16 protein-coding genes are annotated in these 14,594 nt (G+C 71.4%); 4 read left to right on the plus strand and 12 right to left on the minus strand.

Annotated features, from left to right (window positions below):
• Positions 1-94 precede the first annotated feature (94 nt).
• Together ACFQGL_RS03015 and glgB are read left to right on the plus strand one after the other, a co-directional pair.
• Positions 95-2,275 carry an alpha-1,4-glucan--maltose-1-phosphate maltosyltransferase gene (locus tag ACFQGL_RS03015; protein ID WP_377504934.1) on the plus strand — a complete coding sequence of 727 codons (2,181 nt, stop codon included), beginning with the start codon at positions 95-97 and terminating at the stop codon, positions 2,273-2,275.
• A complete protein-coding gene (glgB, locus tag ACFQGL_RS03020) occupies positions 2,263-4,365 on the plus strand; it encodes a 1,4-alpha-glucan branching protein GlgB (RefSeq protein ID WP_377504937.1) in 2,103 nt (700 codons plus the stop codon). The genes ACFQGL_RS03015 and glgB overlap by 13 nt, the downstream gene beginning before the upstream one ends.
• Positions 4,366-4,540: 175 nt before the next feature.
• Here glgB and ACFQGL_RS03025 read toward each other — a convergent pair whose 3' ends face one another.
• From ACFQGL_RS03025 to ACFQGL_RS03045, 5 genes are all read right to left on the minus strand, one after another.
• On the minus strand, positions 4,541-4,876 hold the full coding sequence (locus ACFQGL_RS03025; RefSeq protein WP_377504940.1) for a hypothetical protein: 336 nt from the start codon (positions 4,874-4,876) through the stop codon (positions 4,541-4,543).
• A gap of 658 nt (positions 4,877-5,534) precedes the next feature.
• Positions 5,535-6,038 (minus strand): hypothetical protein, encoded by a 504-nt coding sequence (locus tag ACFQGL_RS03030; RefSeq protein ID WP_377504943.1) that lies wholly within the window; start codon positions 6,036-6,038, stop codon positions 5,535-5,537.
• 110 nt (positions 6,039-6,148) lie between these two features.
• Complete coding sequence (locus ACFQGL_RS03035) at positions 6,149-6,571, minus strand: PH domain-containing protein (protein WP_377504946.1); 423 nt, start codon at positions 6,569-6,571, stop codon at positions 6,149-6,151.
• 38 nt (positions 6,572-6,609) lie between these two features.
• A complete protein-coding gene (locus ACFQGL_RS03040) occupies positions 6,610-6,960 on the minus strand; it encodes a hypothetical protein (protein ID WP_377504949.1) in 351 nt (116 codons plus the stop codon).
• 19 nt (positions 6,961-6,979) lie between these two features.
• A complete protein-coding gene (locus ACFQGL_RS03045; RefSeq protein ID WP_377504952.1) occupies positions 6,980-7,402 on the minus strand; it encodes a hypothetical protein in 423 nt (140 codons plus the stop codon).
• A gap of 180 nt (positions 7,403-7,582) precedes the next feature.
• On the opposite strand from ACFQGL_RS03045, the gene ACFQGL_RS03050 reads away from it, so the two are divergent.
• Complete coding sequence (locus ACFQGL_RS03050; protein ID WP_377504955.1) at positions 7,583-9,205, plus strand: helix-turn-helix transcriptional regulator; 1,623 nt, start codon at positions 7,583-7,585, stop codon at positions 9,203-9,205.
• Between the two features lie 38 nt (positions 9,206-9,243).
• On the opposite strand, the gene ACFQGL_RS03055 is transcribed toward ACFQGL_RS03050, so the two are convergent.
• From ACFQGL_RS03055 to ACFQGL_RS03075, 5 genes are all read right to left on the minus strand, one after another.
• The gene (locus tag ACFQGL_RS03055; RefSeq protein WP_377504958.1) at positions 9,244-9,792 is read right to left on the minus strand and encodes a DsbA family protein; all 549 of its coding nucleotides are present in this window, start codon (positions 9,790-9,792) and stop codon (positions 9,244-9,246) included.
• Positions 9,789-10,286: a redoxin domain-containing protein gene (locus ACFQGL_RS03060; protein ID WP_377504961.1), complete on the minus strand. Its 498-nt coding sequence runs from the start codon at positions 10,284-10,286 to the stop codon at positions 9,789-9,791. The genes ACFQGL_RS03055 and ACFQGL_RS03060 overlap by 4 nt, the downstream gene beginning before the upstream one ends.
• Before the next feature lie 66 nt (positions 10,287-10,352).
• Complete coding sequence (locus ACFQGL_RS03065; protein ID WP_377504964.1) at positions 10,353-11,039, minus strand: BON domain-containing protein; 687 nt, start codon at positions 11,037-11,039, stop codon at positions 10,353-10,355.
• A gap of 215 nt (positions 11,040-11,254) precedes the next feature.
• Complete coding sequence (locus ACFQGL_RS03070; RefSeq protein ID WP_377504967.1) at positions 11,255-11,662, minus strand: hypothetical protein; 408 nt, start codon at positions 11,660-11,662, stop codon at positions 11,255-11,257.
• Positions 11,663-11,798: 136 nt separating this feature from the next.
• Positions 11,799-11,939 (minus strand): hypothetical protein, encoded by a 141-nt coding sequence (locus tag ACFQGL_RS03075; RefSeq protein WP_377504969.1) that lies wholly within the window; start codon positions 11,937-11,939, stop codon positions 11,799-11,801.
• 362 nt (positions 11,940-12,301) lie between these two features.
• On the opposite strand from ACFQGL_RS03075, the gene ACFQGL_RS03080 reads away from it, so the two are divergent.
• Positions 12,302-12,664 carry an STAS domain-containing protein gene (locus tag ACFQGL_RS03080; protein ID WP_130403378.1) on the plus strand — a complete coding sequence of 121 codons (363 nt, stop codon included), beginning with the start codon at positions 12,302-12,304 and terminating at the stop codon, positions 12,662-12,664.
• Between the two features lie 20 nt (positions 12,665-12,684).
• Here the strand turns inward: ACFQGL_RS03080 and surE are convergent, their stop codons facing one another.
• Positions 12,685-13,515 (minus strand): 5'/3'-nucleotidase SurE, encoded by an 831-nt coding sequence (gene surE, locus ACFQGL_RS03085; RefSeq protein WP_377504973.1) that lies wholly within the window; start codon positions 13,513-13,515, stop codon positions 12,685-12,687.
• Positions 13,512-14,507, minus strand: a complete 996-nt coding sequence (locus ACFQGL_RS03090; protein ID WP_377504976.1) for a PfkB family carbohydrate kinase — start codon at positions 14,505-14,507, stop codon at positions 13,512-13,514. Before ACFQGL_RS03090 ends, surE begins: the two co-directional genes overlap by 4 nt.
• Between the last annotated feature and the right edge of the window lie 87 nt (positions 14,508-14,594).

Raw genomic sequence — 14,594 nt, forward strand, 5'->3', positions numbered from 1 at the left:
GCCACGGGTCGGTCGCCGATGATGCTCGACGCCCCTCGCTTGCCAACCAGTTGCTTGCCGCGCGCGAACGGATCTCGCACAGTAGGTTGGCGGGGTGACAGGACGGTTCCCGATCGAAGACGTCTCCCCCGTGGTCGCCTGCGGTCGCTACCCGGCCAAGGCAGTGGTCGACGAGCCGGTGCCGGTGTCGGCCCGCGCCTACCGCGAGGGCCACGACGCGCTCGGCTGTAACGTGGTGTGGGCCAGCCCGGACGGCACGAGCCGCCCGTTCACCCGGATGCGTCCCGGCGAACCGGGCCAGGACCGCTGGCACGCCGTCATCCGCCCGGACGCCGTCGGCGCCTGGACCTTCACCGTCGAGGCGTTCCAGGACCCGTACCTGACCTGGCAGAACGCGGTGACCAAGAAGATCGCCGCCGGACAGGGGCCGGCCGAGCTGGCCAACGACCTCGCCGAGGGCGCGCGGGTGCTCACCGCGGCCCGCCCGCTGGTGCCGGAAGCCGAGCGGGCCGGGGTCGCCGCGGCGCTGACCGCGCTGGTCGACACCGACCTGCCGCTGCCGCAACGGGTCGATCCGGCACTGGCCCTGGCCGACCTGCTCTGGGCGTACCCGGTGCGGGAGTTGGTCACCACCGGTGACACGTACTCCCTCTGGGTGGACCGGCAACGGGCGCTCTACTCGGCCTGGTACGAGTTCTTCCCCCGCTCCGAGGGGGCCGTGGACGGGCGATCCGGCACGTTCGCGACCGCCACCGAACGGCTGCCCGGCGTCGCCGCGATGGGCTTCGACGTGCTCTACCTGCCGCCGATCCACCCGATCGGCCGGGTCAACCGCAAGGGCCGCAACAACGCGCTCACCGCCGGGCCGACGGACGTGGGCTCGCCGTGGGCGATCGGCGCCGCCGAGGGCGGCCACGACGCCATCCACCCCGATCTGGGTACGCCGGCAGACTTCCGAGCCTTCATCGAGGCGGCGGCGGCGCAGGGCCTGGAGGTGGCGATGGACCTGGCGCTGCAGTGCGCGCCGGACCACCCGTGGGTCAGCGAGCACCCGGAGTGGTTCACCACCCGGGCCGACGGCAGCATCGCGTACGCGGAGAACCCGCCGAAGAAATACCAGGACATCTACCCGGTCAACTTCGACAACGATCCGGAGGGCATCCGGGCCGAGGTACTGCGGGTGGTGCTGCACTGGATCGGCGAGGGCATCCGGATCTTCCGGGTGGACAACCCGCACACCAAACCGTTCGACTTCTGGCACTGGTTGATCGCCGAGGTGAAGAAGGTCGACCCGGACGTGCTGTTCCTGGCCGAGGCGTTCACCCGGCCGGCCATCATGCACGGCCTCGGCAAGATCGGCTTCAGTCAGTCGTACACCTATTTCACCTGGCGCACGACGGCCGCCGAGATGCGGGCGTACTGCGAGGAGCTGGTCGTCGCGGCCGACTACATGCGGCCCAACTTCTGGCCGAACACGCCGGACATCCTGCACGAGTCGCTCCAGCACGGCGGCCCGCCGATGTTCAAGATCCGGGCGGTGCTGGCCGCGCTGCTCTCCCCCTCCTGGGGCCTGTACGCCGGCTACGAGCTGTTCGAGCACGTGGCCCGGCCGGGCGCCGAGGAATACCTGGACAACGAGAAGTACGAGCTGCGCCCCCGGGACTGGGCCGGCGCCGAGGCGCAGGGCCGTTCACTGGCGCCGTTCCTCGCCACCCTCAACCGGGTACGCCGCGACAACCCCGCCCTGCACCAGCTCCGCAACCTGCGCTTCCACGAGATCGACAACCCGGCGCTGCTCTGCTGGTCCAAGCATGACCCGGAGACCGGCAACACGGTCATCGTGGTCTGCTCGTTCGACCCGCACACCGTGCAGTGGGGCAACACCACGCTGGACATGCCGGCCCTCGGCTACGACTGGCACGAGCGGTTCACCGTGCACGACGAGTTGACCGGCACCAGCTACGACTGGGGTCAGCGCAACGCGGTCCGGCTCGACCCGTACCTGCAACCGGCGCACGTGCTGACCGTGCGCCGGCCGACCCCGCCCGCCGTACCGGAGCGGGTGGGCGCCCAGCGGGCGCAGCTCACCGTCACCGAGGTGCCGGACGACCTGTCGGGCGGCACCGCGCCGACCGCCCCCGTCCCGACCCCTCCCCGCCGGTCCGCCCCCGTTCCGACCCCTCCGCGCCGGTCCACCCCTGTTCCGACCCCTCCGCGCCGGTCCACCACCGCACCGACCGATACCGCCTCGAAGGACCCCCGATGGACGAGCTGATCTCCGGCGCGACGCACGACCCGCACGCGCTGCTCGGCGCGCACCCCGCTGACGGGTGGACCACGATCCGCACCCTGCGCCGGGGCGCCAGCGACGTTTCGCTGCTCGTCGGCGACGAACGGCACCCGATGAAGCGGGTACACGACGTCGGTGTGTTCGAGAGCCACGTCGAGGGCACCGTGCTCGACTACCGGATCGACGCCGACGGCCGGGTCAGCGACGACCCGTACCGTTACCCGCCGACCCTCGGCGAGCTGGACCTGCACCTGATCGGCGAGGGCCGGCACGAGCGGCTGTGGGAGGCCCTCGGCGCGCGGGTCTTCGACGAGGGCGTGGCGTTCACGGTGTGGGCGCCGAGCGCCCGTGGGGTGCGGGTCGTCGGCGACTTCACCGGCTGGGCGCCGGACGACGGCTGGCCGATGCGGTCGCTCGGCTCCAGCGGCGTGTGGGAACTCTTCGTCCCGAACGCCCGGGTCGGCGCCCGCTACAAGTACCGCGTCCTCGGTGCCGACGGGCAGTGGCGGGACAAGGCCGACCCGCTCGCCGCGTACGCCGAGGTGCCGCCGGCCACCGCGTCGGTCGTGCACCACTCGACGTACCAGTGGTCGGACGCGGACTGGCTGGCCCGGCGGGCCGATCGGCAGCCGCACCAGGAGCCGATGAGCGTCTACGAGGTGCACCTCGGCTCGTGGCGACCCGGTCTGAGCTACCGCGAGCTGGCCGACCAACTCACCGCGTACGTCACCGAACTGGGCTTCACGCACGTGGAGTTCCTGCCGGTGATGGAGCACCCGTTCGGTGGCTCCTGGGGCTACCAGGTGACCGGCTACTACGCGCCGACCTCCCGGTTCGGCGACCCCGACGAGTTCCGGCACCTGGTCGACCGGCTGCACGCCGCCGGCATCGGCGTCATCCTGGACTGGGTGCCCGCGCACTTTCCCAAGGACGAGTGGGCCCTCGCGCGCTTCGACGGCACCCCGCTCTACGAGCACCCGGACCCGCGCCGCGGCGAGCATCCCGACTGGGGCACGTACGTCTTCGACTTCGGCCGCCGCGAGGTCCGCAACTTCCTGGTCGCCAACGCGCTCTACTGGTGCGACCAGTTCCACGTCGACGGGCTGCGGGTGGACGCCGTCGCGTCGATGCTCTACCTCGACTACTCCCGCGAGGAGGGCCAGTGGGCCCCCAACCAGTACGGCGGCCGGGAGAACCTGGAGGCCATCGCGTTCCTGCAGGAGGTCAACGCGACGGTCTACAAGCACCACGCCGGCGTGGTGATGATCGCCGAGGAATCCACCGCCTGGCCGGGCGTCACCCGGCCCACCGCGGACGGCGGGCTGGGCTTCGGCTTCAAGTGGAACATGGGCTGGATGCACGACACCCTGCTCTACACCTCGAAGGACCCGATCTACCGCCAGCATCACCACCACCAGCTCACCTTCTCCCTGGCGTACGCCTGGAGTGAGAACTACGTGCTGCCGATCAGCCACGACGAGGTGGTGCACGGCAAGGGCTCACTGGCCGGCAAGATGCCCGGCGACACCTGGCAGCGGCTCGCCAACGTACGCGCGCTGCTGGCGTACATGTGGGCGCACCCGGGCAAGCAGTTGATCTTCATGGGCTCCGAGCTGGCCGACGACCGGGAGTGGAGCGAGGAGCGCGGCCTCGACTGGTACCTGCTGCACGACCCGGCCCGAGCCGGGGTGCAGCGGCTGGTCGTCGACCTGAACCGGGTCTACCGGGACACCCCGGCACTGTACGCACAGGACACCGAGCCGGCCGGGTTCCGCTGGATCGCCGGCGACGACGTCGCCAACAACACCGTGTCCTTCGTCCGGATCGCGCCGGACGGCTCGACGCTGGTCTGCGTGGCCAACTTCTCCGCCCTGCCGCTGCACGACTACCGGATCGGCCTACCGGCCGGTGGCACCTGGACCGAGGTGCTCAACACCGACGCCCACCACTACGGCGGCTCCGGAGTGGGCAACCTGGGCGCGGTGCACGCCGAGGATGTGCCGTGGCACGGAATGGTGGCGTCGGCGGCCCTCCAGGTCCCCCCGCTAGGTGCCATCTGGCTCCGCCAAGCCTGACCCCCGCACCCCACGCCCACCCCACGCCCCGCCCGCCCCACGCCCCGCCACCCACGCCCACCCCACGCCCCGCCCGCCCCACCCACGCCCCGTCGATCTAGGGCGTATCGCTGCTAGTTGACCTCCGTGAGCGACGATTTTCCCTAGATCGACGCGGAGGGCGGGGCGGCGGGGGCTAGATCGACGCGCAGGGCGGGGGCGGCTCGGCGGGATCTGTCGACCCGGCACGGCCGGCCGCGTCCTCGGACACCAGTAGGTGGGGAGGCTGACCCGCGTACCTTCGTCTCTCGACCGGCAGACCGGGCCGGAGCACCGGGGCGAGCGCGTCGAAGACCGCCGCCACCGCCGCTCCGTGGTACTGCTCGAATCGCTCGGTCGCCTGCAGCCAGAGCGCGCCACCGCTCAGTTCCTCCACACGGGTGAACGCGCCCGTCGCCTTCAACACACCGGAGCCGCCAAGCTTGTGGGCCAACTCCCTCGGGACGATCGTCAGCCACGAGTAGCCCCGCAACAGCCGGCGACACTCGTTGACCGTGTGCTGGGGGCTCGTGCTGCTCGGGCGGGTAGTTCCGCGGGGGAAGACAGTCCTCCAGAGCGGTGGCGCCGACCCCGTACCCGTAGGCGATGTGGCCGAATCCAGGGTCCCACCTGTCCGCGTAGGAGCGCAGCGCGTCCAACCACACCTGCTGAACGGCCAGACTCTCGGCCGACCCGTCGATTCGCTCGTCGTTCTCCAGGACCGACAGTCTCATCCAGCCGGGCGACACCGCGTCATGTCGAACGCTGAGAACCAGGTGTCGGCGCCCGCGGTGCCCCATCTCGTCGAGTTCGCCGATCTCCAGCGTCGCCATCGCGGGGAGGTCGGCCAACTCCCTCCGCAGCCAGGCGAACCCCGAGGCCGAGCAGTTGCGCTCAGTCATCTTCGCCGGAGCGGTGATGCCGCCACGGGAAACCGTGAGCACGCCGAACATCGAGCCGGGCTCCCCCTGCCCCTTCGGCACCCGGGCGGGAAGGGTTGTCAGCGCCTGCCGCGCGTCCGGCAGAAGCCGCGCTGACAGCCCGTTCAGCCACTCGTACCCGATCGCACTCAGGTAGTCGGGAGACCCGCCCACGTCGAGCTGCAGGTCTATGGGAACAGGATGCATGTCAGCGAACCTCGGTGGGGCACGTCAAGCGACATAGTCGAAGGCGCACCCTGACTCCTCAGATATTTGGCTCGGTGTCAACAACTTCTCAGAATTCGCGCCCTGGTCATAGACATATTTGACTGACTTGGCATCGGTGCCCGACTGAAATTCCGGCACTTCCTTGAGCCGGAACGCATCACCGACGACATGTCGCCGATCCGCCCTGAGGACCGTGATTTCAACGGCCGATATTTCCGGCCGAACTGCACCACTCTTCGCCAGAACGAGCACCCGAGTGAAGGAACTGTCCCGACCAATGACGAATTCGCCCTTCGCGGCAGCATCGCTGTGCGGATCCGCCACCTTCCAGTATGGCGCGAGTGTGGGTTCGCCGGTCCGCGAGCCCGTGCGTTCAAGCGCGGCCTGGTTGTCGTACACCTCGACGATCGAGATCCGTTCGTCGTCGCAGAGCGGGGCCAGGATGCGGACCTCATCACCAATTTTCGCCACTCCCACCGCATAAGCGGCATCGCCCGGAAAACGCATCCCGCAGTGGCTACGAGCAGGGCGGTGGACAGCAGCACGCCCACAAGCCACCGCAAAGGTCCGGCGACCTCCCGAAACATGAGTAGCTTCCTCCGTCGCTGCTCGCAATCTCAGGCAGCTCCGCGGCGCCAGTTCATCAGGTGTTCGTTCAGCCCGGCGACGGCCCGCTGCCCGGGCGAGGCGTCGTACTGGAACAGCCCGTATCCGCCGAGGGCGTTCAGCTCGACGATGGCCTCGCTGCCGTCCGCGCGCCGTCGTCGGATCACCGGCACTGTCGGCCCGTTCAGGACCGGGGCACCGTCGCCCTGCGCCATCTCGATCTCGAGGATCTCATCCCAGGAGACGGTCGTGGTGCTGGTTAACTCGCGTACCACGACGCCATGCCGTTTGGCGTGCACGCCGAGCGTCGGTGCACGGAGGACTCCGAGCCAAAGTACGAGGGCGCTCACCCCGAACCCGATCGCCGAGACCGTGTTCGTCTGGGAGATCGCGACGCCGGTGACGATGACCGCCATCACCGTCATGACGGCCATCAGAGCGATGTTCCAGAACCACGATCGCCAGGCCGTTCTCATCTCGACTTGAAAAGGGCTCCGGGGGCCCACGGGAGGGTCATCAGATCTTCCACGAGGGCGCGACTGAAGAGACTCTGACGCTGAGTGACGCCCCGCGCGAGAGGGGTGACCGAGAAGTGGGCGGCTTGAATCGCAAGGGTCGCGATCACCGTGAAGAAGGAGGCGAGGGCGACCACGATGAGCGGTACGAGGACCACCACGAGCACCCTGTGGCTGATGAGCGCGTTGGCCGCCAAGACTTGCGTCAACGCGACGGACGCAGCCGCAAGGAGCACGAGTCGGAACGCCAGCACGAGCAACCGGTACGACGTGCGACTCCTCATCGCGGCTACCTGATCCTGTGACACACAACCCTCCATTGAGTAGCTAGTCAGCCTCGACGGGCAACGCACCAGGACCACTGAGCCGGGTGACCTCCCTGATCCGCCGCACCGCCTCGTCCCGATACGGGACAGCGTCCCGGGCCTGCCAGACGTAGCCCGGACCCGTCGGGAGGATGACGCAGAAGGCGACGGTTTCGCCGAACCTCGAGCTGATCGTTAACCGGGCGCCGTCAGCGGGCTGGACACCCGTCACGTCCGCGAGGCTCATCGACTTGGCACGGATCCAGGACTCGACAAAGCTGCGTACTCCCCAGACCCGAACAGGTGCGAAGAGCAGTCGCCTGGTGGTGATGATGAGGAGGGCGCCGGACACACTGAACACTGATCGGCCAAAGGGGAAGTATCCGCGCTGGGTGAAGACGATCCGCTCGTCCGGCGCCAGCCGAGGCTGCGCATAGCTCAGCATCGCCCCCACTCCCCACCTCCCGCTCGAACGGATCGGGTAGGACCGTAGCGCAGCCCAACAAGCCCACCCCGCCCACGCCCCGCCCCCACCCCCGCCCCGCCCCCCCCCCCCGCCCCCCCGCCCGACGGGCTGCGCCACGCCCTGGCTGCCGGCCGCTGGGACCGGGCCGGCGACCTGTTCGTGGCGCACTGGCCGGAGCTGACCCGGTACGACCGTGACCCGGTGACCCACCCAGCACCCCCGGATCCGCCCCCGGACGTGCTCCGCGCCGACCCCGAGGTGGCGCTGGCGTACGCGGCCGAGCGGGCGTACGCCGGTGACCTGCCGGCCGCCACCGGGCACCTGCGCCTCGCCGCCGGGTACGCCGACGGCCTGCCGGTGCCGCGCCGGGACCGGTTCGTCCGGCTGGCCACCGCCCTGGAGCTGACCGTGGCCCGACTCGACGGCGACATCGGGCAGGTCCGGGCTGCCGCCGCCCGGCTGCTGCGTACACGTCCGCCGAGCAGCACGCCGGCCGGTACGCCGAACCCCGCGCCCACGACCGGCGGGGGCGGTGCCGCCGACGACGCGGACCTGCGCGGGTTCACCGGCACCGCATTGGCGCTGGTCGAGATGGCCGCCGGCGAGCTGCCGTACGCGCGTTTCGGGCGGGCCCGGGCGGCGGCCCGGGAGGCCGGGCGGACGCGTACCGAACTGGTCGGCGCCAGCCGCTCCGCGCTGCTGCTCGCGGTCCGCGGCGAGCTGCGGGCGGCCGAGCAGGCGGCGTTGGATGCGCTGGGCATGCCGGCCTGCCGGGGCTGGTCCTGCCGGCTCGACTGCGGATACGCCTACCTGGCGCTGGCCGTGGTGGCGCTGCACCGGGACCAGCCGGAGGAGGCTGCGGCCAACCTGGCCCTGGCCGCCCCGGCGATCGACGCGATAGGCCCGAGCGACCCGACCGGCTCCGCCCCGGTGCCGGCCGATGGCGAGTGGCCGGGGGTGCCGGCTGGCGAGCCGGTGGCGGCGGCGGTGGCCGCGCTGTGCCGCGCACAGCTGTACCGCGACGCGGGTGACCCGGCCGCCGGTCAGCGCCTGCTCGTCCGTGCCGGGGAGGCGCTCGCCGGCCTGCCGGCCGCAGCCGAGTTGGCGGGACTGCTGCGGGCGGCCGAGGCCGACCTGCGTGCCGAGCGCGGAGACGTCGACACCGCCCGGCTGCTGCTGGCCGGTGCCGCCGACGACGGCGCGGACCCCGTGCTCGCGGTGGCGTTGGCCCGGGTGGAGCTGCGTGGCGGCGACACCGGTGCCGCCGGCCGGACACTACCGGCGTGGCAGGCGCCGTCCGCCACGGCCTGGCCCCTTCCGGTACGCCTGGACGCCGGTCTGTTGGACGCGGTGCTGGCCGGGCGCGGCGGGGACGAGCGCCGGGCCGGCCGGATCCTGGAAGAGGTGCTCGATCTGGCTGGCCCGCAGGGCTGCCGACGGGTCTTCACCCGCGCCGACCCGCCGGTCCGGGAACTGCTGGCCGCACACGTGGACGCGGGCACCGCACACTTCTCGCTGGTCAGCGACCTGGTCCGGGGCGCCGGTCAGACGTCGGCCGGTCAGCCGGCCGAGCCGGGCGGCACACTCGACGAGCCGCTCACCGAGCGCGAGTTGACCATCCTGCGGTACCTGCAGAGCATCCTGTCCAATGTGGAGATCGCCAGTGAGCTGTCGCTGTCGGTCAACACCGTGAAGACCCACGTACGCAACATCTACCGCAAGCTCGACGCGACCCGCCGGCGCGAAGCGGTCCGGCGGGCGCGCGAGCTGCGGTTGATCTGAACTGGCCGATCCGCCGACGGTCCGGCGCTCGCCCTCGGTCAACCGTTGGCGGCGGCGTCCACGGCGGCCAGCAGGTCGGGCAGGTCGTACCCGCCCTCGTGCCGGACCTCGTTGACGAAGAGGGTGGGCGTGCCGTTCACCCCGCTGCGGATGCCGCCGACGAAGTCCCGACGCACCCGGTCGGCGTGCGCCCGACCCTCCACCTCGGCGTTCAGCTCGTCGGGCGGCAACCCGAGCTGCTCGACGCCGAGCGAGAGGTGCACCGGGTCCAGTTGGTCCTGGTGCTCGTAGAGCCAGTCGTGCATCTCCCAGAACTTGCCCCGGACGCCGGCCGCCTCGGCCGTCTCGGCGGCGCCCTCGGCGTACGGGTGCATGTTGGCGATGGGGAAGTAGCGGTAGACCAGCCGTACCGTGTCGGCCCGCTGGCGCAGCAGTTCGTGCAGGTTCGGGTACGCGGCACCGCAGAACTGACACTGGAAGTCGCCGTACTCGACGACGGTCACCGGCGCGTCGGCCGGCCCGCGGATGTGATCGTCACTGACTACCGGGTCGCGGAGCCGGGCGGTGACCTGAAGTGGGGTGGTCATCCGGCCAGCACCTCCCGGTTGGCGGCGAGTCGGTCCAGCGCGTCGAAGATGCCGTCCGCGCCCGGGTTGACTTCGGGTGGGGAGAGGTAGCTCCAGGCCACCGTCCCGGCCGTGTCGAGCACCACCAACGCCCGGGCCGCCTCGCCCTGCGGGGCGTACGCGCCATAGCGGCGGGCCACCTCGCCCTTGGGCTCGAAGTCGGACAGCAGTGGAAACTCGATGCCCCGGCTCTCCGCGAAGGCTCGGTGCGACCAGATGCCGTCCACCGAGATGCCGAGCACCGCCGCCCGGTACTGCTCGAAGACCGGCGCCGCCGACTGGTACAGCGACATCTGATCACCGCAGACCGGGCTCCAGTCGGCGGGGTAGAAGGCGAGCACGACCGGCCGGCCGCGGAACTGCTCGGGCCCGGTCTGGCGCCCGTCCGGGGTGCCCGCCAGGGTGAAACCGGGCGCGGTCTGCCCGGGTTGGATCAGCCCGTTCGGATCACTCATGCCCCCAGCCTGCTCCCTGGGTGGGTGAGGCCGGCTCACCCACCCAGGGTGGTTCCACGCTCCGGCTCAGCGCAGCACCGGGGCGACCGCGATGTGGTTCTGCACCTCCCGGATGCCCGGCGCGGACCAGGCCACCTGCTCGACCTCGGCCCGCTCGGGCATCGAGTGCACCAGCCCGGAGAGCACCACGGTGTCGCCGTGGACCCGGACGCTGACCCGCTCGGCCTCGGTGGCGCCGGCGCGGGCCAACGCGTCGACGATCCGCTCGGCCAGGTTCCGGCCGTCCGGCGGGGCCGTCGGCCGGACGGTGATGCCGTTGCTCACCCCGCGTACGCCGGTCAGTCGGCCGACCGCCCGCTCGGCGGCCCGGCGCTGGTACTCCCACTCGACCTCGCCGTGCAGCGTCACCCAGCCGGACGAGACGGTGACCTGGAGCTTTTCGACGGGTACGAACGCGTCCCACTCCAGCGCGTGTCCGGCCGCGGCGGCCAGGTCGGGATCGGCGCGCTCGGCGGTGCCGGGCAGTCGTACGGCCAGGTCGTTGGCGATCGCCCGGACCTGGGCGACCCGGTGCGCGGCCCGCTCGGCGGCCCACTTCTTCGCATAGCTGTCCACCCGGCCGGTCAACGTGACGACGCCCTCGGCGACGGTCACCCCGATCTCGTGCGGCTGGACCCGAGGTTCCCAGGTCAGCTCGTCGAGCACGGCCGACTGGATGTCCTGGTCGGTGCGACTGATCGTCGAGACGGCCATCTGTCCCTCCTCCGCTGCGTCGACGGCGGACCGGATGACGGCTGCGGGCCGGAGGTCCGCCGGAGATCGATCCTGCCGTCGGCCAGGGTGAACCGTCCTCGCCCCGTCCGGGTGAGTGGGGATCGGTACCGCCCACCGCCAAGATCCGCGCGGGGGAAAAGGGTGAGCCCCGTTCGACCGGAGTCGAACGGGGCCCGTGGGGTTGCGGGGTGGGGTCAGTCGTCCAGGCCGACGGGGGTGTTGGGGCGGTCGACGTCGACGAACTCGACGTCGTCCACGGCGCGGTCGTCCCGACTGCCGGCGGCCCGGGCGGCGGAGCCGACGGCCCAGCCAACCGCCGCGCCGACCAGCGCGGCGCCGATCAGCAGCGTCCAGGGCAGTGCCGGCTGGCGGCCGGCGAGTGCGTCGAATGCCAACGCGGCGCGGCGCCGTGCCTCTTCGGCGGCGGAGCCCACCAGGTCACCTGCCTCGTCGGCGAGGTCGCTGCTGCTGCGACGGGCCGAGCGGGCGGTGTCCCGGACACTGTCTCCCGCGGAGCTGACGGCGGAGGCCAGGTGCTCCCACGCCTGGTCCGCGATCCGCTCCGGCTTGCTGCGGCGGTCCAGCAGGTTGGTTCCGAACATCGTGGTTACCTCCTCGGGTGCCGAAGCCGCCGGCCACTTCGGACTTCGGCGTCTGCTCAGCGCGTCACGGTTCGCCTAACCCGAAATGCCCCACGCCGGCCGGGCGCAAACCCGACCGGCGCGGCTCGGGCAGATATCAGCGCAGTACCACCGCGGCGACGCCCCGGGCGAAGTCGTCGTCATCGTCGTCGTCATCGTCTCCGCCGCCGAAACCGCAGGCCAGTACGAGGGCGAGCAGGACGCCGACGCCGGCCAGCCCAGCCAGTCTCTTGATCATTGATGATCCTCTCCGTCGCGGTGGGCATCCGGTCCGATGCTAGGAGGCAGCGGCAACCGTCCGGACGGGCCAGCAACAGCGCCTGGCGCGACACGCCGATGCCACGCGGGGAGGGCATGCCCGACGGACCGGTTGTGGGGTGCACCGCACCCGGACCGTTACCCTGGTTCGGCGGCGCGTCGGCTCCGACCGATCGTCGAGTGATCAGATAACGAAAATCACGGAGATGGGCGACCAGATGTCCCCGAATCCGCGAATTGCTCATCCCGAGGGGTGGCGACCGAGGCCGTCGGAGGAATACTCTCGGTCGCGGCCCGCGTACTGATGAGGCGCCCGGGGGACGGGCGGGTGGAGGTGCTCGCGTGAGCCTGTCGATCGTGAAGTCGGTGCTGTCCGGTGGTGTCGTGGAGATCGCCCCGCGGGGCGAGATCGACGTCGACACCGCGTACGAGGTGCGCGAGGCGATTGCCGAGGTGTTGGCCAAGGGTCGCCCTCTCCGGATCGAGCTGAACATGAGGCTGGTGACCTTCATCGACTCCGTCGGCATCAGCGCCATGGTCGCCGGCTTCCAGACCGCCGAGGTCAGCGGCGTCAAGCTGGTGGTCACCGAGCCGAGCCGGTTCGTGCACCGGCAGCTCTGGGTGACTGGCCTGCTCGGCCTCTTCGGTGCACCGGAGCCCTACTTCGCAGGCGCGGCCACCCCCGAGGTGCTCCCCGGCGCCTGAGCGTCACAGGCCCGTATCGGTCAGTGTTGCTGACCGTCCAGGCCGGTCAGGTCGACGTCGTTCACCTCGGTGACCGCTCGGATGGCCGTCACCGAGGCGTACCCGGCGGCCAGCAACGCCACGTCGGTGCCGGGCTGCGCCGCCTGCCCCGGCTCCTCCAATGAGGTACGCACGAAACCGTGCCCGGACTCGGCCACCGTCATCTGCACCTGGCCGAAGCTGGCCAGCGTGCCGTGGCGCACCCCGCGCAGCCGGCCGTGCGGCAGATCCGGGGCGTTGACGTTGAGCACGCTCTCCATCGGCGCGGCGGTCAGCCGGGGGAGCAGGTCCAGGGCGACCCGTGCGGCGGTGCTCCAGTGCCGTTCGGCGTCGCGTACCCGGGCGGCGGCGTCCACCGCCGCGCCACCACTGGCGGCCGTCGCCTCACCGGCGGAGAGTACGTCCAGCGAGACCGCCATCGCCCGGCAGCCGTTCGTGGCGGCGGTGAACGCGGCACCCACGGTGCCGGAGTGCAGGACGGCCCGACCGGCGTTGGCACCCCGGTTGATCCCGGAGAGCACCACCGACGGCGGCGGACCGAACGCGCCGTGCAACGCGATCAGCGTGATGAAGCCCGGTGATCCGCCAACCCCGTACGCCGGCACACCCGCCAGCTCCGCAAGCGGATGGTCGTGTACGACCACCCGCCCGTCCCGCTCCACGGCGCTCATCGCGGCGCTGGTGCCACTCGCCTCCTCCAACGGTGCGGCGATCACCACGTCCAGGCCCCGCTGCACCGCAGCCCAGGCCAGCGCCTGGATGCCCGGCGCGGCGATGCCGTCGTCGTTGGTGATCAACACCCGCAGCGTCACCGTTCGACCGCCCGGTCGGCCAGTTCGTCGGGGGTGGTCCGTTCCTGTGGCCGGCTGTCCGCCGGCACCAGCCGGACCCGGTCCACCAGACCGGTGATCGAGTCCAACCGTCCGGTGCCCAGGCCGTGCCGGGTCACGTTCAGCGCCCCGGCCGCCGCGCCGGTCCGGATCGCGGTCCGGATGTCCCCGCCGCCAGCCACCACGGCGGCCACCCCGGCGGTCATCGAGTCACCCGCGCCGCGCGGGTCGGCCGCCTGCAACCGGGGCATCTCCACCTCGAACAGCTCACCGTCCACGAGCGCCAGAGCCGGCTGGTCGGCCCTGCTCACCACCACCGTCTCGGCGCCGGCGGCGTGCAGCTCGTACATCGCGCGAGTCAGCTCCGCGCTGTCCTCGTTGCGGGCGCGGCCGTCCCGGATCAGCTCCTCGTGGCTCACCTTGAGGAAGAACACCCCGCCCTCCAGCGCGGCGCCGAGATGGTCGCCGGATAGGTCGACCACCACTCGGCCGCCATTGGCGCCGAGGTCGGCCGCGAAGCGCCGGTACAGGTCGGCCGGGACGAGCCACGGCTCGTTGGGCCCACTGAGCACGCTTACCGCCGCCCGAAGGCCCTCGCCGAGCGACAGGTTGTACAGCTCGTCGAGTTCGTGCCGGCTGAGCGGATGCCCGGGTACGTCGACGATCTCCTGCCGGGACCCGTCCCGACGGTCGTGCACGTACCCGCCGCTGCCGGAGTCCCGGACCACCACCTTGAGGTCCACACCCTCACTGACCAGCAGTGGTTCGAGCACCTGGCCGATCTCGCCGCCGAGCGCGGTGCAGAGCACCACGTCGACCCCGAGCGACATCACCATCCGGGCCTGCCACACGCCCTGCCCACCGGGGTGCAGGTGCAGTTCGGGCTGGTCGTTCGGCCGGTCGACGGTCACCGTCAACTGTGGGGTGGGCGCGAAGACCATCACGTGCCCGCTCACCGGGTCGTCGCCGCTCATCGTCCCGCCCTCCGTCGGCTGTCACCAACGGTGATTCCCCACCAACCGACCGTTATGCGAGCGGTGACCGAACAGGGGTGCAGCGGC

It is taken from the genome of Micromonospora vulcania (assembly GCF_042658605.1).
In the GTDB taxonomy this organism is placed as follows: Bacteria; Actinomycetota; Actinomycetes; order Mycobacteriales; family Micromonosporaceae; genus Micromonospora; species Micromonospora vulcania.

What these genes read in the sequence shown, in the direction of transcription:
- ACFQGL_RS03035 (WP_377504946.1), bottom strand. Translation starts at nt 6,571, where the DNA reads ATGGCCGTCATGACGGTGATGGCGGTCATCGTCACCGGCGTCGCGATC.
- ACFQGL_RS03070 (WP_377504967.1), bottom strand. Translation starts at nt 11,662, where the DNA reads ATGTTCGGAACCAACCTGCTGGACCGCCGCAGCAAGCCGGAGCGGATC.
- ACFQGL_RS03055 (WP_377504958.1), bottom strand. Translation starts at nt 9,792, where the DNA reads ATGACCACCCCACTTCAGGTCACCGCCCGGCTCCGCGACCCGGTAGTC.
- ACFQGL_RS03060 (WP_377504961.1), bottom strand. Translation starts at nt 10,286, where the DNA reads ATGAGTGATCCGAACGGGCTGATCCAACCCGGGCAGACCGCGCCCGGT.
- glgB (WP_377504937.1), top strand. Translation starts at nt 2,263, where the DNA reads ATGGACGAGCTGATCTCCGGCGCGACGCACGACCCGCACGCGCTGCTC.
- ACFQGL_RS03090 (WP_377504976.1), bottom strand. Translation starts at nt 14,507, where the DNA reads ATGAGCGGCGACGACCCGGTGAGCGGGCACGTGATGGTCTTCGCGCCC.
- ACFQGL_RS03075 (WP_377504969.1), bottom strand. Translation starts at nt 11,939, where the DNA reads ATGATCAAGAGACTGGCTGGGCTGGCCGGCGTCGGCGTCCTGCTCGCC.
- ACFQGL_RS03065 (WP_377504964.1), bottom strand. Translation starts at nt 11,039, where the DNA reads ATGGCCGTCTCGACGATCAGTCGCACCGACCAGGACATCCAGTCGGCC.
- ACFQGL_RS03030 (WP_377504943.1), bottom strand. Translation starts at nt 6,038, where the DNA reads ATGCGTTTTCCGGGCGATGCCGCTTATGCGGTGGGAGTGGCGAAAATT.
- ACFQGL_RS03045 (WP_377504952.1), bottom strand. Translation starts at nt 7,402, where the DNA reads ATGCTGAGCTATGCGCAGCCTCGGCTGGCGCCGGACGAGCGGATCGTC.